This window comes from Paenibacillus sp. FSL W8-0194, assembly GCF_037969745.1.
Lineage (GTDB): Bacteria > Bacillota > Bacilli > Paenibacillales > Paenibacillaceae > Paenibacillus_AQ > Paenibacillus_AQ cookii.
In genome coordinates this window covers 1,780,669-1,800,706 of record NZ_CP150205.1, presented here as the reverse complement: position 1 = coordinate 1,800,706, position 20,038 = coordinate 1,780,669, and the positions used below count along the sequence as shown (strand labels likewise).

The following is a 20,038-nucleotide window of genomic DNA, read 5'->3' as shown; positions in this document are numbered from 1 at the left end:
CTCACCTCCTGTTATTTCAGTTTCGGATCGAGCGCATCGCGGAGGCCATCACCGAAAATATTAAACGCAAGCATGGTCAAGCTGATAATGATCGCCGGGAATAGCATCCGCCAAGGATAATACATCCAGCCGGTCAACGCGTCGTTGATCATCGAGCCGAGCGACGCTCTTGGCGCCTGTACCCCGAGACCCAGGAAGCTTAGGAACGCCTCGGAGAAAATCGCGTTCGGCACGGACAACGTCAGCGTGACGATGATCGGCCCCACCGCGTTCGGCAGCAGGTGCCGGAACAGCAGCCGGCCGGAGCCTGCGCCCATGGAACGGGAAGCAAGCACGAATTCCCGGTTTTTGAGCTGCATGATCTCGCCGCGGACGATCCAGGACATGTTGATCCATCCGGTAATCGTCAGGGCCAAAATGATCGTGCCGATGCTTGGTTCAAAGACCACCAGCAGCAAAATCGTAACGAGCATATAAGGAATGGAGTACAAAACCTCCGAAAATTTATTCATGATAGCATCGACGCGTCCGCCGAAATAACCCATGATCCCGCCGTAGATGACGCCGATCAGCAAATCGATCAGTGCTGCGGCCAGACCGACGATGAGGGAAATCCGCGTGCCCATCCAGGTCCGCACGAACATGTCGCGTCCCAAATCGTCGGTGCCGAACCAGTGCTCTTTGGACGGCGGCTGGTTCGTGTTCAGCAGGTCGTTGGTCGAAGAATCGAAATTCGCGAACATTGGACCGAAAATCGCCGCCAGGACGATGAGCAGCAGCACGACAAGGCTGGCCATCGCCAATTTGTTTTTGCGCAGCCGCTGCCACGCGTCTTTCCATGCTGATATGCTCTCCCGTTGAATGATCTCGGCCTGTTTTTCGTCGACGCCGATTTTCCGGAAGTCCTCCGGCGTCAGCTCCGCGCTCACGCTCGTGAAAGTTGTCTCATTCGCTGCCACCGTTATCCCTCCTTCCCGCCGGTCAATTTAATGCGAGGATCAACCAGCACATAAACGATATCCGTAATGAAACGCGCCAGCATGAGCAGCACGCCGTAGAAAATGGTCACGCCCATGATCATCGTGTAATCCCGGTTCGTGATGCATTCGACGAACACTTTGCCGATGCCGCCGATGCCGAAGATTTGTTCGATGACGACCGAACCCGTAATGATGTTGGCGGTCATCGGACCGATGTAGGTCACCACCGGCAAAATGCCGTTGCGGATGACGTGTCTGAACATGATCGCCATCCAGTTCAGGCCTTTCGCCTTGGCTGTCTTGATATAGTCGGCATGCAGCACTTCAAGCATGCTGGAACGCGTCAAACGCGCGATAAAGGCAATCGGTTGCGCAGACAAAGCCGCGACGGGCAGCACATAATCGAGCGGGCCGTCGAAGCCCATGACATGGAACCATCCGAGCTTTTCGCCGAATATAAACTGGATGAGGGACGCTAGCACGAAGCTTGGTACCGCGATTCCCAAAACGGCAAGGATCATGGCCACGTTGTCAATCAGCTTTCGGTGGTACAGGGCCGCGAGCATCCCGAGCAAGATCCCGATGATGACCGATATGACGATCGCGATCAGGCCGAGCTTCAGGGAAGCCGAGAAGGTTTGCAAAATGATATCCGTAACCTCTTGGTTTTGGTGTTTCATCGATATGCCGAAATCCCCCGTGGCAATATCGCCCAAATATTTAAAATATTGCACATATACCGGTTTATCGAGACCGTACTGCTCCATGAGACGGGCTTGGATCTCAGGCGGAACCTTTTTCTCGGACATAAAAGGATCCCCAGGTATGGCTTTCATCAGAAAAAAGGTGGCTGATATCAAAATGAACAACGACACCAGCATGTAAAAGAACTTGTTGGCTACATAACGAACCATGCCCGATTTAACCCTCCCCGCAATTATCTTTCTACATTTTTCGACAATAATCGATATAATTCGATTTTAAAGAATCCGAGGCGCTTTTGTCCAATCTATTTATTACTAATTGAAGAAATATCTACCTCAAGCATATCCCATGCAAAAAAAACGGGATATATATGGATGATCCACATATATATCCCGAATTACCTTCCCATTTTACACTAACATTTACTCGAAATAAGCGCGCGTAAAGTCTACGCCACCCGCGTAATCGATAATTACACCTTTAAGGTTCGGTTTGATCAGTGCTACGTTGGTGTAATAGTAAATCGGTAACAGCACTTGTTGATCCTGAATCAAAAGTTTTTCAGCTTTGACGAAATCGTCCATGCGTTTTGCGTTGTCGGAGGAAGCCAAAGCGTCGCTGACAAGCGCGTCGTATTCTTTGTTTTTGAAGCCGATGTCGTTGTTGCCGCTCTTCGAAGTCCACAGGTCAAAGAACGTCATCGGATCGTTGTAGTCCGGGCTCCAGCCAGCGCGTGCGATTTGGTAGTTCAGGCTTCTGCGGTTTTTGAGGAACACGCCCCATTCCTGGTTTTCCGTCTGAACGGTCACGCCGAGGTTTTTCTTCCACATGTCCGCCACGGCCAGAGCGATTTTTTTATGCTTTTCGCTGGAGTTGTAGATCAAGGTCACTGGCGGAAGCGTCGTGTAGCCTTCTTCCTTCATGCCTTCCTGCAGCAGTTTTTTCGCTTCGTCCATGTTTTCGGTGAAATAGTCGTCTTTATGCTCCGTGCGGAATTCTTCCTTTTCGCCCGCAATGCCCGGAGGAACGAATCCGAAAGCCGGCTTTTCTTCGCTTTGCGTCACTTTGTCGACGATTTCTTGACGGCTGATCGCCATGGCAAAAGCTTTGCGGATTTTCGCGTTGTCGAACGGCTTCGCGGTTACGTTGAACTGATAGTAGTACACGCTGCCGATCGGTTTCAGGTTCAGCTCGTTTTGCAGTTGTTTTTTCACGGCAGGCATCTGGTCGGTAGGAATTTCGCCGTTCGGCATGCCCGCGTAATCCAACTGGCCGCTTCTGTAGCTGGAAAGCTCGGTCGCGCCGCTGTTGGAAAGGGACATCGTGATTTTGTTCAGCTTGATGTCCTTGTTGTCCCAGTAGTTCGCGTTTTTAGATACTTCGATTTTTTGCCCGGTTGTCCAAGTCGTGAGCGCGAAAGGACCGTTCGTGATCATCGTTTTTGGATCCGCTGCCCATTTCGGGTTATCCTTCACGGATTGGTGAACCGGATAAAACGTGTAAAACGAAGTCAGGCCCAGGAAATAAGGCGTAGGATTTTTCAGCGTGACTTCCAGCGTATGGTCGTCGGTCGCTTTGACGCCTACCTGGCTGAAATCGGTCATTTTTTTGTTGTTGTACTCTTCGGCACCTTTAATGTAATACAGCTGATATGCGTAAGGCGGAGCTGGAGTCGTGTTCGGATCGAGCACGCGCTGCCAAGCAAAGACGAAGTCCTTCGCCGTTACCGGGTCGCCATTGCTCCATTTCGCATCTTTGCGGAGGTGGAAAACATACTTCAGTCCATCGGAAGAGATATCCCATTTTTCGGCTACGCCAGGGACTGGTTTGCTGTTTTCATCCAAGCGGACCAGGCCTTCGTACATCATGTTGAGCACGGTATGAGCCTGGGAATCTTGCGCTTGCGCCGGGTCGAACGTCGGCGGTTCGGCGCTGAGGTTCATGTGGAGTATTTGATCTTTGGCAGCGGAGGCGTTTTCCTTGGAGCCGCCGCCGGCATTCTTCGAGCCGCAGCCCGCAAGAACGGTTCCCACAACAAGGAGCATCGTTAGTAGGGTTAATAGTGTTTTCCTTCTCATGATGTAGTCCCCCTAAGGTTATTAAGTGTATGGTAAATGATTATACAACCAGTGGTCAAAAAAATCTATACCCAATACCAAAGTTAACACCTTGAATATCTAAGCATGATGCCGTTGTGGTCATTTTTATTTCTGCATATTTTCTAAGACATTGTTATGAATATGTATTTGACGATCCCAATAATTGTAAATAAAAGATAACTGAAGCTCATGATGACAAAAGACATCCGCCAGATCAGCTTTGCCATTTTTTGGACGTCGACCCGTCCTTTAAGACGGTTCTGCGCGCTGCCCACAAGGCCGACGCCAATCAGCAAAAGCAGCAAAATGAGATAAAAACCGAAGCTGGAATTAAAAGTCAAATTAAAGAGCGCCGAAACCGAGATGATCAGAAACAGGGTCGTGACATCCATGGCCGCTTTCAGGGAAGCTTTTTTGTTATGTTTCCACCGGTAATGGATAAAGTATACGAGCAAAAAAGGAAAAAACGGGAGAATGCTCAAAAAGATAAACGAATTTTTCAGGAAATCCAAATGAATCACTCCTCTCGAATCGACAGCCCTTTCACCAAACCGACCATAAGCTCATGAAGCGGAGCCCGCATGCCGGCCTGGTTCGCCAAACCGATCACCGCCCCGTTGATCCAGTCGATTTCGGTTTCCGCCCCGTTTCTGACATCTTTCAGCATCGACGAGATATTGCCGGCCGTGGCCCTGCAAACCTCCAGAATCTGGTCCCAAATGTCTTCTTCCCAAGCGATTCCGGATGCATCGTAAACGGCGAGCGCCTCTTGAAGCAGCATGCTCATCGTCCGCAATCGTTCGGATGAAGCGAGCAGTTCCCCGTTCGGAACATTCCACAGCGCGGTAAGCGGATTGATGACCGAATTGACCAACAGTTTACGGTAAATTCTTCTATCGATGTCATTCGCTAAAACTGCCGAAAATCCTGCTTTTTGCAGCATTTGGACCAATTCTTCGGGACGTTCCTCCATATGGCGCGTTTGCTCCCGTCCGGCCGGTCCGATCCATGTCGTTCCCGCTCCTGCATGCACCACTTCGCAGGCATCCGCCCGCTTGGCGCCCTCCGTCGTCACCGCCGCATACAGCGGCCAGCCGGGAAGCAGCTTCTCCAGCTTTTCCATATGCCCGTATCCGTTTTGGAAACAAACCACGCCCGGCGGATGATCCGTCGCCCGTTTCCCCGACGCCAGCTTGCCTGCCGACATCCGGCACGCTTCTTCAGTGTCTTTTTGTTTGGTCATAAGCAAAATCCAGCGTCCCGGCCTTGCGGTCCACGCCTCGGCAAACCCGTTCAAAGGGCCTGCGAAAAACGAGCCTGCCTTCGCTTGACTCTCGGTCCCGCCGTCCGCATCCCGAATCGTGATGCCCCGGGAAGCAAGCTTGGCCGCTTGCTCCGGCGTCCGGCACCATAACCGCACGTCGGCGCCCGCCGCCGCAAGTTTTCCGCCGTATAAAAGGCCGAGGGAACCTCCCCCGATCAAATCGATCATCATCTTTTACCCCACCTGCTTGTCCTGTTTGTGTGTGCAGGGAACCATGCCGTTCCCGCTACCGTCATTATATCCCATGGCCGCTTCCCGAAACGAGAAAAAAGTCTGATGCTTCTTCAGCACAGACTTCTTTGGTCTCCCCTTGCCGCGAAAATACCCGTTCGGCGCTGTTTTGACCCCAGCGGTTCCGGACGGGTGCTTCGGGTGACGGCTTGATGATGTTAACGCCTATTCAATCCGTTCAAGATTGCCGTTTGCGTCCATTTTAAAGCGGGTTTTCAGCTCTTCCTCTTCCTCGGTCAAGAAAGCAAGCCGACGCGCCCGGTCCATGATTTGGATCAGCGCCTTGTAATCGTCATTGACAACCCGGTAGTCCGTCTGGACCTCGTTCACTTCCTTGCTCAGCTGCTCGTTGATTCTTCTCAAATTGGCGATCTCTTCTTCTTTTTCGCGAAGCTCCTTCTCGAGCATTTTCAGCTGGCGGCCGTTCTCCTGCAAATTCCCCTTCCATTGGCGCAAAAAGCGGATGACGGCATCAATCGACAGCGACTCCTCGCTTGCGCCTTCCACTTTGTAATAACCGGCTTCGGCTTCGAGTCCCAGGCCCGCAACCTGAAGCCCGGTATTGGCGGGTTGTTTTTTGTAATAGCTTCGTTTTTGCCGCTGCGATTTCGCCAGGCTGATGGCTTCCTCGTACTTTTTGCGGACGCAGCTGTTCCAGCGGAATCCGCAAGCGGCGGGAGTTCTGCCGATTTTTTCGCCGACCTCTTCAAATGCGGCCAGCTGCGTGCTCCCCTCGCGGATATGCCTTAAGGTCACCTCCGCCAAAATAAGATCGTCTTCGGCACTCCACGCATCTTGTCTTACTGCTGTCATGCAACAAAACCCTCCTAACAACATCCTAAAATAACCGTCCTCAAACCCCTTGGTTTCCGTATGGTTTGATGAGGTATTACAGCTGCTTATTTCCATTTCTATGCTTCTCATAGAGTTCATAGAATCTATTTGATACTAAATTGTATTGCCAAATTTTAAGGGGCTCATACTTCTCCTGCCGGAAATTTGACTCTGCTTGCAGCTCCTTGAATACTTTCCATATCAATGATCACAATAAGGATGACGGAAGGAAAAAAGTTCACAATTGTTCATGACTTTTCGTTTACACCTTTTTGGGATAACGTTATAATGATGTGTAGTAAAGCTACGACCGTACATAAGAGAGGGGGATACCTGCATGGCACGCATGTTTCGAGTACTTGGCTTCTTTACGCTCGCGATCGGTTTGATGGCATATGCCGGAGACATGGTGGAGATGGCGCTGCTCTTTTTCGTGCAAACTGCCTTTTTCATGATTTTGGGTTATCTGAAATTTACGGAAAAAACCTATATTTACCTCTTCTGGGCCTACATGATCGTGACATTCACCGGTTTCAGCTACTGGACAGTCTTCAAAATGGGTCTGCCGCTGTAATTCGGTTCCCGATCAATCGGTTTGAAGAATGACCAAAAAGAGACGATCCGACACCGTTGCCGGACCGTCTTTTTTCTTTGCTTCCCGTCCTTTTGCATTCGGGCCGCCAAGGCGCAGCTTTGATTTTTGATCCGGTTGAAGCCTCGATCGGGATTATGAAATGGACTGCCCATGCATATAGTTGACAATGGGACTGGCAATCACGTTGTTTAAGGTCTTGCCTGGAGGGGGGAAAATCTGTGAAGGGCATCTTGAGGCAAAAACGGCTGTTGGTTCTGATCGTGCCGATTTTGCTCCTCTCCCTGCTGCATCCGCAGCGGACGCTACTAGCTGACCCCGGAATTCCGGAGGATGCGGAGCAGCAGCAATTGCTGCAAAAAGGGCTTTCGATCGTGGAAATCGACCATGAAATCGAGCGCATCGCAAGCCGGCAGGGAAAAACGCAAAAAGAAATCGACGAGCTTCAAATCAAGCTCGAAGAGAAGGAAAAACAAATCGAAAGCCGTCAAGAACGGGCGGGCGCCGTCGTCAGGGCTTATTATATGGGCGAAAGGGACAATCTGCTCGCCATGTTTTTATCGGCCCAAAGCATCGGCGAACTTCTCGAAATATACGACTTTTACGACATGATCATGGATCAGGACAAAACGGTGCTGGATGCCTATCGGTCCGAATACGCCGGCATTCAGGAAACGAAGCGGCGGCTTGAGGATTCCTATCGCCAGCTGGAGCAAATCAAAAACAATCTCATACGCCAGAAAGAACGCGTGCTTGCGCTCCAAAAGGAGCTTGACGGCGATCTGGCCGACAGCAGCGATCCGGAAGCGATGAAAAAAATGATTTCGGAGTTTACGGCCTATTGGGAAAACATCGGTATTTACGAGGTGAAGCGTTACTTCTCGGCGCTTGCGTCGGCCATGAACGATTTGCCCGAATTTATCCAAAGCAAAAAAGGCGCCATTCGGACGAACGGCACCACCTATACGATCGAAGTCCAGGAAAAAGACCTGAACGAATTTCTGGTCAGCAAAAACGAGCTTTTCAAAAATTTCGCTTTCCGTTTCCGGGACGACAAAGTGGTGGCGGAAGGAAAAAGCGGCACGTTGACCCTGCAGGTCGAGGGACATTACAGCATCGAAAACGAACCCGAAAATTCGATCCTGTTCCATGTCGACAAGCTCGTGTTCAACGGACTGGAGCTGCCCGACACGACCTGCCGCCAGCTCGAAAGCGAGTTCGACCTCGGCTTTTATCCGCAGCAAATCGTATCGTTCGTCAAAGCGACGGAAGTCAGCAGTACGGATCAGGTTCTGCATGTGACCTTAAAGCTGTCCATGTAGATGGCCTCGGAGATATCATTCCGAAGCTTTTTCATTCGGGCGTCCGCCCATGGCCTCCCTGTACTGCGCGTCGGTGCTTTTGCCGGAAAGGAAAAGCTTCGCGGCAGCCGCAAAATCGTTCCATTTCGACTGCAGCGAACGGTCCAAAGCCCCGCCTTCGCTTGGCTGCAGCAGACGGTCGAGCGAAAGCGGCGGTTTGGCCGGCGGGAAACCGTCCTGCGCATACTCTTTTTTACGGACCGGCAAATATCCCGTGGAATCCGTCCACAGGTTCAGGGACGTATCCGACGTCATATAGGCGATCCAGCCGGCGGCTTTGCCGGGATCCTCGATCTGCGAGGATACGGCGAAGGAACGCCCGCGCAGCAAAAACGGATTGGCCGCGTACAGCCGCTCCGGCACCCGGAACCCCATACGATCCACGTTCGCCTGGGAGGCAGCAGAGTAAGGTACGGACATCAAGGCAAGTCCCCCTTCGCTGAGGCTCGACCAGGCTTTTGGCATATCGCCGTTTGGGATGAATCGGATGGAGGGCCGGAGTTTCATGATGGCTTCCATCGCTTCGTCCGAAGGATTGACCGGATTCTCCGTCCCGAAAGCCCCCATGAAAGCAGCAAAAGCATACGCGTCTCCCGCAGGAAGGGCGATCGTTTGTTTATCCTTGCGGCTTTCCAGCTTGGCGGCGAATTCCTTCCATTCCTTGTCTCCCGGCAAGGCTTCGCCGCTCCCCGGCAAAGCAGCTTGCCTCCGCCACACCAGCACGTAAGGGTCCATGTCCAGCGGCACGCCCCACTGATAACCGTTCCATTCAAGCATTTGGGAAATCGGGCTGATCACGTCGCTCCCCGTCGTGCTGCTCTGATAGGATTCTGCAGGCAATATGTAACCGCCGAGCGCCAGCGGATGGATCCACGGACTGTTGACCAGCATGATATCCGGCCCTTCGCCGACCTTCAGCGCGGCCGTCAGCTGTCGGTAAGCGTCGGCATCCGGCATGTTTTTCAGTTCGACCTGTATTCCGGTTTCGCTGACGAAAGCCTTGTTCAATTCGAGCAATGTATTGAAATCGGATTCATTGACATGGGTGACGACCCGGATCGGCTTGGGTTCCGTATCCTCCGGCGAGGCAGGCTGCGGATTCCAGACGCTCGTTTTTCTCTCTTCGCCGCGGCTGCTATCGGACGTCAAATTTTGGCCCTGCGACAAGCTCGTCAATGACAGCAGCAGGATGGCAAACAAAAACCAGTAATTTTTCCGCTTCAAATCGGCCCCGCCTCCTCGGAGAATTGCTTCATCCACCACTCATAGTTTATCAAAAAGGTAGGGCGCTTGTCCTACTTTTTGTTGGAAATGTTTGACTTCTCCCGTTCAAAATGATCAAAAGCCCTGGATCGTATGCTCCATGACGGGCAGATGATCCAGGACTTTATGCCGCCGTGCATTCCTCTACAGCAAATCCGCCGCCAATTGGGCCAGTTTGGAGCGTTCCCCTTTTTCGAGCGTAATATGACCGCTGATTTGTTCGGCTTTGAACTTTTCGACGATATAAGTCAGGCCATTGCTGGATGCGTCCAGATACGGGTGGTCGATTTGTTCGGGATCGCCCATCAGGATGATTTTGCTTCCTTCACCAACCCGGGATACGATCGTTTTGACTTCATGCCGGGACAAATTTTGCGCTTCGTCCACGATGATAAACTGCCCCGGGATGGACCGGCCGCGGATGTAGGTCAAAGCCTCGACTTGGATGCTGCCGAGCCCCATCAGGATTTTGTCGATGTCGCCCGATTTTTTCGTATCGAACAAAAACTCCAGGTTGTCGTAAATCGGCTGCATCCATGGACGCAGCTTCTCGTCCTTTTCCCCGGGGAGATATCCGATATCCTTGCCCATCGGCACGACGGGCCTGGCGATCAGCAGTTTTTTGTACTTGTGCTCGTCTTCCACTTTCATAAGCCCCGCCGCCAGCGCCAGCAGCGTTTTCCCCGTGCCCGCCTTACCCGTGATGGTGACGAGCGGAATGTCGTCGTTCAGCAGAAGCTCCAGGGCCATGCGCTGCTGGGCGTTTCGGGCACATATGCCCCACACGGGGTCGTTGCTCAAATACAGCGGCTCCAGCCGGGTGCCCTCGGCATTCACCTTTAACAACGCCGATTTCGTGCTGCCCATTTCATCCTTGAGAATGACGAATTCATGCGGATGAAGCGGATAGGAGAGCTGGAGCGGCTTGACCGGCAAAAAGCGGTACGAATAAAATTCATCGATCACCGACGGATGCACCTTCAGCTTGAGGTTGCCTGCGTAAAGATCGTCCGGTCCCGCCGTCCGGTCCGACAAATAATCCTGCGTATTGAGGCCCAGCACGTCGGCTTTGATCCGGACCAGCACGTCCTTGCTGACGAGTACGACTTCAGAGGGAGCCTCTTTTTCGCCCTCTTCCATATGATAATTCAAGGCCACGGCGAGTATGCGGTTGTCGTTGGTAATTTCCCCGAACATCTCCTGCACCTTGAGAAAACTTCGATGATTCAGTTCCACCTTCAGGCGGCCGCCGTTGTGTAATTCAACCCCGCTGTGCAGATGCCCGACTTCCCGCAGCTGATCGAGCAGGCGCGACACGGTGCGCGCATTGCGGCCGATTTCGTCCGCATTGCGTTTTTTGGAATCGATCTCTTCCAGCACCACGGCGGGAATGACGACTTCATGCTCGTCAAAAGCATAAATCGCTTTGGGGTCGTGAAGCAGCACATTGGTATCGAGCACAAATATTTTTCTCATACTTTCTCCCTCCACCAAACTCATAATGAACACATAAATTATTCCGTCATGGACATCCTAAGTTACAATTCGCCATTAGAATCTATGACCTGGAAAGGACGATCACATATGAGAATGCTTCTGCTTGCCGTGCTGGCATTGGCTGTCATTAGCGGCTGTAACAACGCTCAGAACAAAAACGCATCACCCTCTCCTCAAAATAAACAAGGTCCGGCGGCCGCCTCTGCCAACGATAACCGGGTTAGGCTGCAATCAACCGGCAACGCCGCGGATCATACGACAGACCAGGCCGCCGATTTGTCGATCAAAAACCATCTGGAAGCTTTGGCCGAACGCGTGGCCGGCGTCAAAAAGGCGCATGCGGTCGTGTTCGGCAACACGGCGGTCGTCGGCATCGACGTGGACGGCAACCTTACCCGCTCCCGCGTAGGAAACATCAAATATTCGGTTGCCGAAGCGCTCCGCAAGGATCCGCGCGGGAAAAACGCGCTCGTGACCGCCGACATGGATTTGTCGCACAGAATCGCCGAGATCGGCGAGCATATCCGGAAAGGCGAACCAGTCTCCGGCTTCGCTTCCGAGCTGGCCGACATCGTTGGACGAATCGTTCCCCAGCTTCCTAAGGACGTCAAGCCGCGGAACAACGGAACTCCCCCGGCTGCTCCGACGCCTAACCGCTAATGACTCGAGGGAAAATTCAGCAAAACGCAACATTTTCCGCGCGAAATGAAGAAAAAGCCCAGTGAGATACTCACTAGGCTTTTTCATTATTTGCATGCGGACGTAAGCAGCGGCGTCCTGCTTAAGAACCGGCAGGCCGGCAGCTGCTGCTTTCGGTTGGATGGCATATAACGGATGAGTGCAACGTGCAACTGCTTCGGACATCATTACCGACCTCCTGTACAGGTTCCAGTGTACTCTATTATATTAGGTGGCTTCGCAAATATTGCACCCAAGTTTTAAGGATTCGCGTTTTCGGCTCCGTCCGCCTGGACAAGTTTGCCTTTCCCCGACATTTCGTCTTTCAGCGCTTGTTTTGCTTTGTCAAGCTCCCCGTCGTTCACGTAAACGTAAGGACTTCTCCACGTGCCCGTAATCGGCATGAACTTGACGTCTTCCTTGTTCACCTTCCAATAGGTGGCGATCATGTTTTTAAGCTGATCGTTTTCGATGTCGGTTTCCATGTTTTTGTCCATAGCTTTCAGAACGCCGCCCAGGCTCGTTACGCCCTTGAAGGTTTGCATTTTGTCGATCAGTGCGTGCAGCACTTCGTTTTGCCTGCGGTTGCGGTCAAAATCGTCGGAAGCTTTCGTCTTCGGACGGCAGTTGGATTTGCGGTAACGCACGTAATCCAGCGCTTTCGTCCCGTCAAGCTTCTGCTCGCCTTTTTTCAGGTTAATATTCGTGCCGTCGGCGGTGTCGCGGTAACACATGTCGGCATCGACGTTGATGTCCACGCCGCCCAAAGCGTCCACGGCATCCCGGAACCCTTGGAAATTCAACACCGTCACGTAGTCGATCGGAATGTCCATATACTTGCTCATCATCGTTTTCATTTCGTCTGTCGCTTTGACGCCGGATTCCTTCTCCTTCGACAGGAAAATCGGATAATAGGCGTTCGCCTTATTCGACTTATAGCCCTTTAGCTCGATCTTCGTGTCGCGCGGGAGCGAAACGACCGTTACCGTTTTGGTATCCGGATTAAACGCGGTCACCATGATGACGTCGGACAGATGCGTGCCGGTTTTCGGACGGTAATCCGTGCCGAGCAGCAGCATCGTCACCGGCTTCACTTTAGCCGACTTTTCGGGCGGAACCGGATTGTTGTTTCCGGTGTTGAGCACGCCGTTTTCGGCTTCGAAATACAGGTAACCGGCGTAACCGCCTACGGATAGCACGGCCAAAATGACCACGCTCAAAACCAATTTGAAAAATGTTCTTAATCCGCTTTTCTTTTTTTTCTTTTTAGGCGGCTGTTTGCTCTGTCTGCTGCCACTTTGAGATCGTGGAGGTAAATGATTATTGCTGGGACTCATCTCAAACACCTTTTTCATTTATTTTGAGTTATTCTCTCTATAAACGACGACGCCGCGAAAAAAGTTTCAAAAAAGCCGCAAGGGTTGCAGCGGATTAACCTCTTTTTGCTGCTGCCTCCGCCTTCTTTTTCTGGCGGCCTTCCACGAAATACCGGACGCGCACCAGAAGCATCAGGGCTACCGCAACAAGCAGGCACTGGATGATCGGAAGCTTGTCATGCTGGAAGATGAGCAGCATCCCCGATCCGAGCGCCATCAGGATATACAGCAATATTTCCTTCAGCAGGGGAAGCTTCTGCTTGACGCGGAACACTTTATTGTAGACGTACGTAATCAACACGAAAATGATAATGTAAGACACGACTGGATGCGATGCAAACCAGGCTTGCATGTGCGGTACACTCCTTTCGGCAACGGGCCGGCGGACCGGCCCATTCGTTCATTACAGATTGGCTTCGGCCATTTTGCGGTGCTTCTCGGCACGCTCGCGTTCGCTTTTGTTCAAAATTTTCTTGCGGAGACGGACCGACTTCGGCGTAATTTCGCAATACTCATCGTCGTTCAGGTACTCCAGCGCCTGCTCTAGCGAGAAAATGCGCGGCGTCTTCATTTTTACTGTATCATCTTTTGTCGCCGAGCGCACGTTTGTGAGCTGTTTCTCCTTGCAGATGTTGACGACGATATCGTTATCGCGGTTATGTTCGCCGACGATCATGCCTTCGTAAATTTCGGTGCCCGGCTCCAGGAACAGGATGCCGCGGTCCTCGACGCTCATCATGCCGTAGAACGTGCTTGTCCCGTTCTCGCTGGATACGAGCACGCCTTGGTGGCGTCCGCCGACTTGACCGCTGTGTAGTGGGCCGTAGCTGTCGAATGCGTGGTTCATTACGCCGTATCCGCGCGTCAGCGTCAGGAAATGGGTGCGGTAGCCGATCAGGCCGCGGGCAGGGATCAGGAATTCCAAACGCACCTGTCCGTTTCCGTTATTGATCATGTTCACCATTTCCGCTTTGCGGGAACCGAGGCTTTCCATGACCGCGCCCATGCTTTCTTCAGGCACGTCGATCATGAGGCGTTCGATCGGTTCCATCTTTTTGCCGTCGATTTCGCGCACGATGACTTCCGGTTTGGATACCTGCAGCTCGTATCCTTCGCGGCGCATGTTTTCGATCAAGATGCCGAGGTGAAGCTCGCCGCGTCCGGAAACGATGAACGCATCCGGGCTGTCGGTTTCTTCCACACGCAGGCTGACGTCCGTTTCAAGCTCCTTCATCAGACGTTCGCGCAGTTTGCGGGAGGTGACCCATTTGCCTTCGCGTCCGGCGAACGGGCTGTTGTTGACGAGGAACGTCATTTGCAGCGTCGGCTCGTCGATTTTAAGCACCGGCAATGCTTCCGGATTCTGCGGGTCGGCAATCGTTTCGCCGATGTTGATGTCTTTGATGCCGGCGATGGCCACGATGTCCCCGCCTCCGGCTTCTTCGATTTCGATCCGTTTCAAGCCTTGGAAGCCGAACAGCTTCTCGATGCGGGCCGTCTTGCTTTTGCCGTCGCGCATAATGACCGTCACGGATTGTCCTTGCTTGATGATGCCGCGGTTGACGCGTCCGATCGCGATACGGCCGAGATATTCGTTGTAGTCCATCAAAGTCACGAGAAATTGCAGCGGCTCATCCACTTTTTCGGTCGGAGCCGGAATATGGTCGATGATCGTTTCGTACAAGGCAAGCATGTTTTCATCCTGCTTTTCTGCATCCATGCTTGATGTGCCGTTCAGGGCGGAAGCGTACACTACGGGGAAATTAAGCTGATCGTCGTTGGCTTCGAGTTCGATGAACAGATCGAGCACTTCGTCGATCACTTCCGCCGGGCGCGCTGCCGGACGGTCGATTTTGTTGACGACGACGATCGGGGTCAGGTTTTGCTCAAGCGCTTTGCGAAGCACGAATTTGGTCTGAGGCATGCAGCCTTCATAGGCGTCAACCACCAAAAGCACGCCGTCGACCATTTTCATGATCCGTTCCACTTCGCCGCCGAAGTCGGCGTGTCCCGGAGTATCGACAATGTTAATCAAATAATCTTTATACGTAATCGCCGTATTTTTGGCCAAAATGGTAATCCCGCGTTCTCTCTCCAAATCGTTGGAGTCCATAGCCCGCTCCTGCAAATGCTCGTGCTCCCCGAAAATGCCGGATTGCTGCAAAAGCTGGTCTACCAGCGTCGTTTTACCATGGTCAACGTGGGCAATAATTGCAATGTTGCGGATTTTATCTCTTGAATGCATGACGTTTATCCAGATCCTTTCCCTTTCAAATCAATGCAGAATGTCTTTCACCAAAAGAAGCGCCGGGCGGTAATGCCGACGCTTCAACATATCCCTTATATTATAGTGAAATTTCAGAAAAAAACAAGCTTTTTGTATTTACTACCAGCCCCGGTTCCACTTGTTGCCGCGGGATCTCCCTTTGCCAGAAATGAACCATATGCCCAGCGCGATGAGCAGAACGGCCAGCACGTAAATCGCCCCGGTATGCAGCAAAGTAAAGAAAAGCAGCACCAAGGACACGACGCCGAGAAACAGCGCGATCAGCAGGACGCCTTCCGGTTTGGGCGACTCGAACATATGGTATTCGTATACGCCCACGGCAATGCCGAGCAAAAACACCGGCCAAAGATACGACAGCAGGTCGAACCCCCAAAAATTGCAAATGGCGAACAGCAAACCGTATACGACCAGCGCGCCGCCCGGAATCAGCACGTACGCCCGTGCCCTTTTGCCGAAAAACAGCAGATGAAGCAGCAAGCCGACGATGATGATCGCAAACGGCCATAAGGTGCGTCCCAAAAAACCGAACACGCCCAATTTCCCCAACAAAATGACAACCCCGGCAATCACGATAAACAGCCCAAGCCTTACATCGTTTTTGGAGGACATTTTCTCCACCCTCTTTTCTCCTGTACCTTTGCGTTTCGTTTCTGCAGCAAACGACATCTTTTCACCATTAGTTTATCTGAAATAGAACGAAAAAACCATATTCGTCCCGTAAATTTTTTACAGCCGAAGTGATGGAAATTGTAAAAAACCTCAAACAAAAAAAGCCGGTATGAACCGGCTTTTGCGGGTAAGCTATGAACGGCGGAGCGACAGCCTCCGGAACCCTCCGGCGGCTATGATCAGCGCCGTCAGCAGCGCGGGTACCAGCTTGTGCAGCTCGGGCATGAGGGACGAAAGCAGCATTCCCGTCCGGGAGTCCTGCAGCAGCATCTCTCCGGCGGTGTAGCCCAGAATGCCCGCCCCTAAATAAACGAGCACGGGATAACGGTGCAGCAGCCCGACGATCAAATTGCTCCCGAAAACGACGATCGGAATGCTGATCGCGATCCCGATCACGAGCAGGGCCAAATCCCCGTTGGCCACGCCCGCCAGAGCCAGCACGTTATCGAGGCTCATGATGAAATCCGCGGCCAAAATGCTGCGCACCGCCTTCCACATCGATGCGGAGCCGCCCATCCGAACGTCCTCTTTGTCGTCTGCAAGCAGCTTGTACGCGATCCAGAACAAAAGCGCGCCTCCTCCTGCCTGAACGAACGGGATCTTCAGCAGAAGGACGGCGACGAACGTCAGGACGCATCTGAGGGCGACCGCGCCGAGCGCGCCCCACCATACCGCCTGCTTCCGCTGCCGCGGCGGCAAATTTTTGCTCGCCAGCGCAATGACGACGGCGTTATCCCCGCTTAGCACCAAATTGATCATCAGGATCTGGACAAGCAGCCATATCGAATCCAACGGTCAACACCCCCACACTTACTCCTATGCCTTCGGCGTCCAAGCTATGCTTGACTATCGTTCAAAAATTATCCTATAATGAATCCGATTTATCAGGCTCCGTTTACAGTCAGACGAGGAGTGACCCAATGTGGAAGCTGTACTGCCATTTTTGGCCAAATTGGTCAATATCGTGTTTTTGGATCTCATTTTAGCTGGCGATAACGCCATCGTCATTGGCCTGGCTGCGAGGAACCTGCCGTCCTCGACGCAGAAAAAGGCTATTTTTTATGGAACCGGAGGGGCTGTCCTTCTTCGAATCATCGCGACCATCGTGGTCGTGTGGCTGCTGAAAATCCCGTGGCTGCTTCTGGTCGGCGGCATCCTGCTGATCGGCATCGCCTACAAGCTGCTGGTGGACGATGACGACCACACCGATATTAAAGCGGGGCGCACGCTGTGGGGAGCGATACGGACGATCATCGTGGCGGATGCGGCGATGGGACTGGACAACGTCATCGCGGTTGCCGGTGCAGCTGAGCAAAATATCGTGCTCGTCATCCTCGGTCTGCTGATCAGCGTGCCGATCGTTGTATGGGGCAGCACGCTGTTCATCAAATTGATCGAACGTTTCACCTGGATCATCTATCTGGGATCGGCCGTGTTAGGGTTTACCGCGTCCAAAATGATCACGGAAGAAAAACGGATCCATCCCTTCTTCGAAGACCATCCGATGATCCGGATCGCATTTATGGCGGTCGTCATTATCGGCGTGCTGACAGCCGGATTTTTGAAAAAACGGTCGGACCAGCGAAAAAAGAAAAACGAAAATTCGTTCGGTTGAGGACGCGAAAGCAAGCCGCGTTTTACGCAAAAAAGCCGTCCCAGGCATACGCCTGGGGCGGCTTTTGGCATGTCGGAAGCTTAAAACCAATCTTCCTGGATGGTTTCCTCGTCGCGGTCCGTTTCAATGACCGACCTTGGCGTCAGCACGACCGATTCGGTACGCCGTACCGCATCCTCCAGCATGGCCGGCAGATTCTCCAGCGAAGCCTCGATCCGTTCGACCACGTGCAGGTTCGGGTTGGTCGTCGGAGACTTCGGCACAAAAAGCGTGCAGCAGTCTTCATACGGCAGGATGGAAAGATCATACGTGCCGATTTGCTTGGCGATGTCCATGATTTCGTTTTTGTCCATCGTGACCAGCGGACGCAGCAGCGGAAGCTCCGTCGCGCGGCCGATGACGTTCATGCTCGGCAGCGTCTGGCTCGCTACCTGTCCGAGGCTGTCGCCGGTCACGATCGCAAGCGCGCCTTCGCGTTCCGCCAGCATGGTGGCGATCCGCAGCATGGAGCGTCGCATCAGCGTAATGATCAAATTATCCTGGCCGACGGTCGTAAAAGAGGTCTGGATTTCGGTAAACGGAACGAGATGGATTTTGATTCGGCCCGAGTAGCCCGAAAGCACCTTGGCGAGCTCCATCACTTTTTCTTTGGCCTTCCGGCTCGTGAAAGGATAGCTGTAGAAATGGACGGCCTCCACTTCCAAGCCGCGGCGCATCGCGGAATAACCGGCGACGGGGCTGTCGATGCCCCCTGAAAGCAGCAGCATGGCTTTGCCGTTGCTTCCGCGCGGGAAGCCGCCGGCCGCGGGAATCACCTCGCAGAAAATATACGTGCCGGTCTCGCGGATTTCTATCCGCAGCTCCAATTCGGGATCCTTCATGCTGATTTTGAGCTGTTCGAATTCCTGCAGCAGCGGAGCTCCCACCAAATGGTTCATTTCATGCGAGGAGTGGGGGAACTTTTTCCATACCCGCCGGGCCGAAACCTTGAAGGTCGTGCCGTCTTTCAGCGGCATTTGCTTCAAAAAGGAGGTGCTTGTCTCGACGATGGCGTCAAGCTCCGACGGACAGACGATAACCGGGCTGACCGAATAAAGGCCGAACACTTTTTTCAGCTCCTTGATCATCGACTCCGCGTCCTCGCCGTTGATCACGATGTACAATCTGCCGTATTCCTTTTGGATCGTTGCGGCCGGAAATGGGCGAAGCACCGATTTGACGTGCTTTAACACCGTGTTTTCAAAACGATTCCGGTTTCTTCCTTTTAACGTAAGCTCTCCGAAACGGAGAAGCAGCATATCGTATTTCAAATTAATTCATTCCTTCCTGTCTTAACGGCTGCAGCCGGTTTACCGCATCGCTTAATGCGCGGATCAGCTGCTGCAGCTCCTCATGCGTATTGGTCAATCCCATGCTGATCCGGACGGCGCTCGAAGCGGCATCCGCGCTCCGCCCCATCGCCAGCAGCACCTTGCTAGGCTCTGCCGTTTTCGACGAGCAGGCTGATTTGGTCGAAACGAGCGCCCCGTGCTCCTCCAGGGAGTGAAGCAGCACTTCGCCTTTCATCCCCGGGAAAGACATGTTGACGATATGCGGAGCCCCTTCCTCGAAGCTGTTCAGCTCAAGGCAGGGCTGGGTGCGGATCCAAGCCATAAGCTCGTCCCGCAACGCCCCGACCCGCGTCATAAACGTCTCGGTTTGCTCGGAGGCCATCCGCATCGCCTTCGCCATCGCCACGATGCCGGGGATATTTTCGGTCCCGGCCCGCATGCCCGATTCCTGTTTACCTCCCGTCAAAAGCGGATGGAGGGAAATCCCTTTCCGCTTGTACAGGATCCCCGTTCCTTTCGGACCGCGGATTTTGTGGGCCGATAATGTATAAAGATCGGCTCTCCACGCCTCCAACCGTACCGGCAGCTTCCCGAATCCTTGGACCCCGTCGATATGGAACACCGTCAAAGGGTTGGCTTCTTTTACCGCCCGCCCGATCTCCTCAAGCGGTTGAACGGCTCCCGTTTCGTTGTTCACATGCATGACGCTGACCAGGATCGTGTCCTTCCTGACCGCGGATGCAACCTCGGCCGGATCGACCCTTCCCTTGCCGTCGACGGGCAAAAACGTCACCTCGAATCCCTGACGCTCCAGCGCAAGGCAGCTGTCGTAGACGGAAGGATGCTCGATGGACGTCGTGACGATATGTTTGCCGCGGCCTGCGTATTGCATCGCCGCCCCTTTGATGGCCATGTTGTTGCCTTCGGTCGCGCCCGAGGTCCAAACGATTTCGGATGGTTTCACGCCGAGGGACGCCGCGCATACCTCCCGCGCCCTTTTGATCAGCTTCGCCGCGTCTTCCCCCATGCGGTGGATGGAGGATGGGTTGCCGTAATGTTTTTTCATGACCTCGGCCATCGTTTGGATGACCTCGTCATATGGCGGCGTGCTGGCCGCATGATCCCAATATACCATGTTCACTCACCCTCCCATGCGTATTTTCCGGACAATATAAAGAGATCAAACGGAAGGTTCG

Annotated in this window: 19 protein-coding genes; 4 read left to right on the top strand and 15 right to left on the bottom strand. The window is 53.1% G+C overall.

The genetic code is table 11. From position 1 onward, the window contains the following. Positions 1-11 precede the first annotated feature (11 nt). The 6 genes from MKY58_RS07765 to MKY58_RS07740 all read right to left on the bottom strand — a co-directional run bounded on the left by MKY58_RS07765 (position 12) and on the right by MKY58_RS07740 (position 6,152). The gene (locus MKY58_RS07765) at positions 12-959 is read right to left on the bottom strand and encodes an ABC transporter permease (RefSeq protein WP_339324101.1); all 948 of its coding nucleotides are present in this window, start codon (positions 957-959) and stop codon (positions 12-14) included. A 2-nt stretch (positions 960-961) separates the two neighbouring features. Next, positions 962-1,894 carry an ABC transporter permease gene (locus MKY58_RS07760; RefSeq protein ID WP_212947170.1) on the bottom strand — a complete coding sequence of 311 codons (933 nt, stop codon included), beginning with the start codon at positions 1,892-1,894 and terminating at the stop codon, positions 962-964. Positions 1,895-2,107: 213 nt separating this feature from the next. Further along, positions 2,108-3,763, bottom strand: a complete 1,656-nt coding sequence (locus MKY58_RS07755; protein WP_339324100.1) for a peptide ABC transporter substrate-binding protein — start codon at positions 3,761-3,763, stop codon at positions 2,108-2,110. 143 nt (positions 3,764-3,906) lie between these two features. Further along, positions 3,907-4,296, bottom strand: coding sequence for a DUF3397 domain-containing protein (locus MKY58_RS07750; protein ID WP_339324099.1), 390 nt, complete (start codon positions 4,294-4,296; stop codon positions 3,907-3,909). Positions 4,297-4,301: 5 nt separating this feature from the next. Then, entirely contained in the window at positions 4,302-5,279 is a 978-nt protein-coding gene (locus tag MKY58_RS07745; RefSeq protein ID WP_339324098.1) for a 2-dehydropantoate 2-reductase, read from the bottom strand. A 225-nt stretch (positions 5,280-5,504) separates the two neighbouring features. Then, the gene (locus MKY58_RS07740; protein WP_339324097.1) at positions 5,505-6,152 is read right to left on the bottom strand and encodes an RsfA family transcriptional regulator; all 648 of its coding nucleotides are present in this window, start codon (positions 6,150-6,152) and stop codon (positions 5,505-5,507) included. Between the two features lie 358 nt (positions 6,153-6,510). On the opposite strand from MKY58_RS07740, the gene MKY58_RS07735 reads away from it, so the two are divergent. Then, positions 6,511-6,747 (top strand): DUF2626 domain-containing protein, encoded by a 237-nt coding sequence (locus MKY58_RS07735; protein WP_036713522.1) that lies wholly within the window; start codon positions 6,511-6,513, stop codon positions 6,745-6,747. Positions 6,748-6,986: 239 nt separating this feature from the next. Further along, entirely contained in the window at positions 6,987-8,087 is a 1,101-nt protein-coding gene (locus MKY58_RS07730) for a hypothetical protein (RefSeq protein WP_339324096.1), read from the top strand. Between the two features lie 15 nt (positions 8,088-8,102). On the opposite strand, the gene MKY58_RS07725 is transcribed toward MKY58_RS07730, so the two are convergent. Both MKY58_RS07725 and MKY58_RS07720 read right to left on the bottom strand, forming a co-directional pair. Continuing rightward, positions 8,103-9,350, bottom strand: a complete 1,248-nt coding sequence (locus tag MKY58_RS07725; RefSeq protein WP_339324095.1) for an extracellular solute-binding protein — start codon at positions 9,348-9,350, stop codon at positions 8,103-8,105. A gap of 183 nt (positions 9,351-9,533) precedes the next feature. Further along, entirely contained in the window at positions 9,534-10,865 is a 1,332-nt protein-coding gene (locus MKY58_RS07720; RefSeq protein ID WP_339324094.1) for a PhoH family protein, read from the bottom strand. 108 nt (positions 10,866-10,973) lie between these two features. On the opposite strand from MKY58_RS07720, the gene MKY58_RS07715 reads away from it, so the two are divergent. Then, positions 10,974-11,546: a YhcN/YlaJ family sporulation lipoprotein gene (locus MKY58_RS07715; protein WP_339324093.1), complete on the top strand. Its 573-nt coding sequence runs from the start codon at positions 10,974-10,976 to the stop codon at positions 11,544-11,546. Between the two features lie 278 nt (positions 11,547-11,824). Here MKY58_RS07715 and MKY58_RS07710 read toward each other — a convergent pair whose 3' ends face one another. The 5 genes from MKY58_RS07710 to MKY58_RS07690 form a co-directional block, all read right to left on the bottom strand. Beyond that, positions 11,825-12,901 carry an LCP family protein gene (locus MKY58_RS07710; RefSeq protein ID WP_339324092.1) on the bottom strand — a complete coding sequence of 359 codons (1,077 nt, stop codon included), beginning with the start codon at positions 12,899-12,901 and terminating at the stop codon, positions 11,825-11,827. 94 nt (positions 12,902-12,995) lie between these two features. Next, positions 12,996-13,292, bottom strand: a complete 297-nt coding sequence (locus tag MKY58_RS07705; RefSeq protein ID WP_212947181.1) for a YlaH-like family protein — start codon at positions 13,290-13,292, stop codon at positions 12,996-12,998. 51 nt (positions 13,293-13,343) lie between these two features. After that, positions 13,344-15,185: a translational GTPase TypA gene (typA, locus tag MKY58_RS07700; RefSeq protein WP_339324091.1), complete on the bottom strand. Its 1,842-nt coding sequence runs from the start codon at positions 15,183-15,185 to the stop codon at positions 13,344-13,346. 141 nt (positions 15,186-15,326) lie between these two features. Continuing rightward, positions 15,327-15,836 (bottom strand): hypothetical protein, encoded by a 510-nt coding sequence (locus MKY58_RS07695; protein WP_339325081.1) that lies wholly within the window; start codon positions 15,834-15,836, stop codon positions 15,327-15,329. 192 nt (positions 15,837-16,028) lie between these two features. Then, positions 16,029-16,688, bottom strand: coding sequence for a TerC family protein (locus MKY58_RS07690; protein ID WP_339324090.1), 660 nt, complete (start codon positions 16,686-16,688; stop codon positions 16,029-16,031). A 130-nt stretch (positions 16,689-16,818) separates the two neighbouring features. Here MKY58_RS07690 and MKY58_RS07685 point away from each other — a divergent pair, with 130 nt between their 5' ends. Beyond that, positions 16,819-17,511, top strand: coding sequence for a TerC family protein (locus MKY58_RS07685; RefSeq protein ID WP_339324089.1), 693 nt, complete (start codon positions 16,819-16,821; stop codon positions 17,509-17,511). An 80-nt stretch (positions 17,512-17,591) separates the two neighbouring features. On the opposite strand, the gene thiI is transcribed toward MKY58_RS07685, so the two are convergent. Both thiI and MKY58_RS07675 read right to left on the bottom strand, forming a co-directional pair. Continuing rightward, a complete protein-coding gene (thiI, locus tag MKY58_RS07680; protein ID WP_339324088.1) occupies positions 17,592-18,821 on the bottom strand; it encodes a tRNA uracil 4-sulfurtransferase ThiI in 1,230 nt (409 codons plus the stop codon). A 1-nt stretch (position 18,822) separates the two neighbouring features. Continuing rightward, complete coding sequence (locus tag MKY58_RS07675; protein WP_339324087.1) at positions 18,823-19,977, bottom strand: cysteine desulfurase family protein; 1,155 nt, start codon at positions 19,975-19,977, stop codon at positions 18,823-18,825. Positions 19,978-20,038: the final 61 nt, after the last annotated feature.

What these genes read in the sequence shown, in the direction of transcription:
- MKY58_RS07720 (WP_339324094.1), bottom strand. Translation starts at nt 10,865, where the DNA reads ATGAGAAAAATATTTGTGCTCGATACCAATGTGCTGCTTCACGACCCC.
- MKY58_RS07705 (WP_212947181.1), bottom strand. Translation starts at nt 13,292, where the DNA reads ATGCAAGCCTGGTTTGCATCGCATCCAGTCGTGTCTTACATTATCATT.
- MKY58_RS07735 (WP_036713522.1), top strand. Translation starts at nt 6,511, where the DNA reads ATGGCACGCATGTTTCGAGTACTTGGCTTCTTTACGCTCGCGATCGGT.
- MKY58_RS07695 (WP_339325081.1), bottom strand. Translation starts at nt 15,836, where the DNA reads ATGTCCTCCAAAAACGATGTAAGGCTTGGGCTGTTTATCGTGATTGCC.
- MKY58_RS07745 (WP_339324098.1), bottom strand. Translation starts at nt 5,279, where the DNA reads ATGATGATCGATTTGATCGGGGGAGGTTCCCTCGGCCTTTTATACGGC.
- MKY58_RS07760 (WP_212947170.1), bottom strand. Translation starts at nt 1,894, where the DNA reads ATGGTTCGTTATGTAGCCAACAAGTTCTTTTACATGCTGGTGTCGTTG.
- MKY58_RS07755 (WP_339324100.1), bottom strand. Translation starts at nt 3,763, where the DNA reads ATGAGAAGGAAAACACTATTAACCCTACTAACGATGCTCCTTGTTGTG.
- typA (WP_339324091.1), bottom strand. Translation starts at nt 15,185, where the DNA reads ATGCATTCAAGAGATAAAATCCGCAACATTGCAATTATTGCCCACGTT.
- MKY58_RS07740 (WP_339324097.1), bottom strand. Translation starts at nt 6,152, where the DNA reads ATGACAGCAGTAAGACAAGATGCGTGGAGTGCCGAAGACGATCTTATT.
- MKY58_RS07675 (WP_339324087.1), bottom strand. Translation starts at nt 19,977, where the DNA reads ATGGTATATTGGGATCATGCGGCCAGCACGCCGCCATATGACGAGGTC.
- MKY58_RS07710 (WP_339324092.1), bottom strand. Translation starts at nt 12,901, where the DNA reads ATGAGTCCCAGCAATAATCATTTACCTCCACGATCTCAAAGTGGCAGC.
- MKY58_RS07715 (WP_339324093.1), top strand. Translation starts at nt 10,974, where the DNA reads ATGAGAATGCTTCTGCTTGCCGTGCTGGCATTGGCTGTCATTAGCGGC.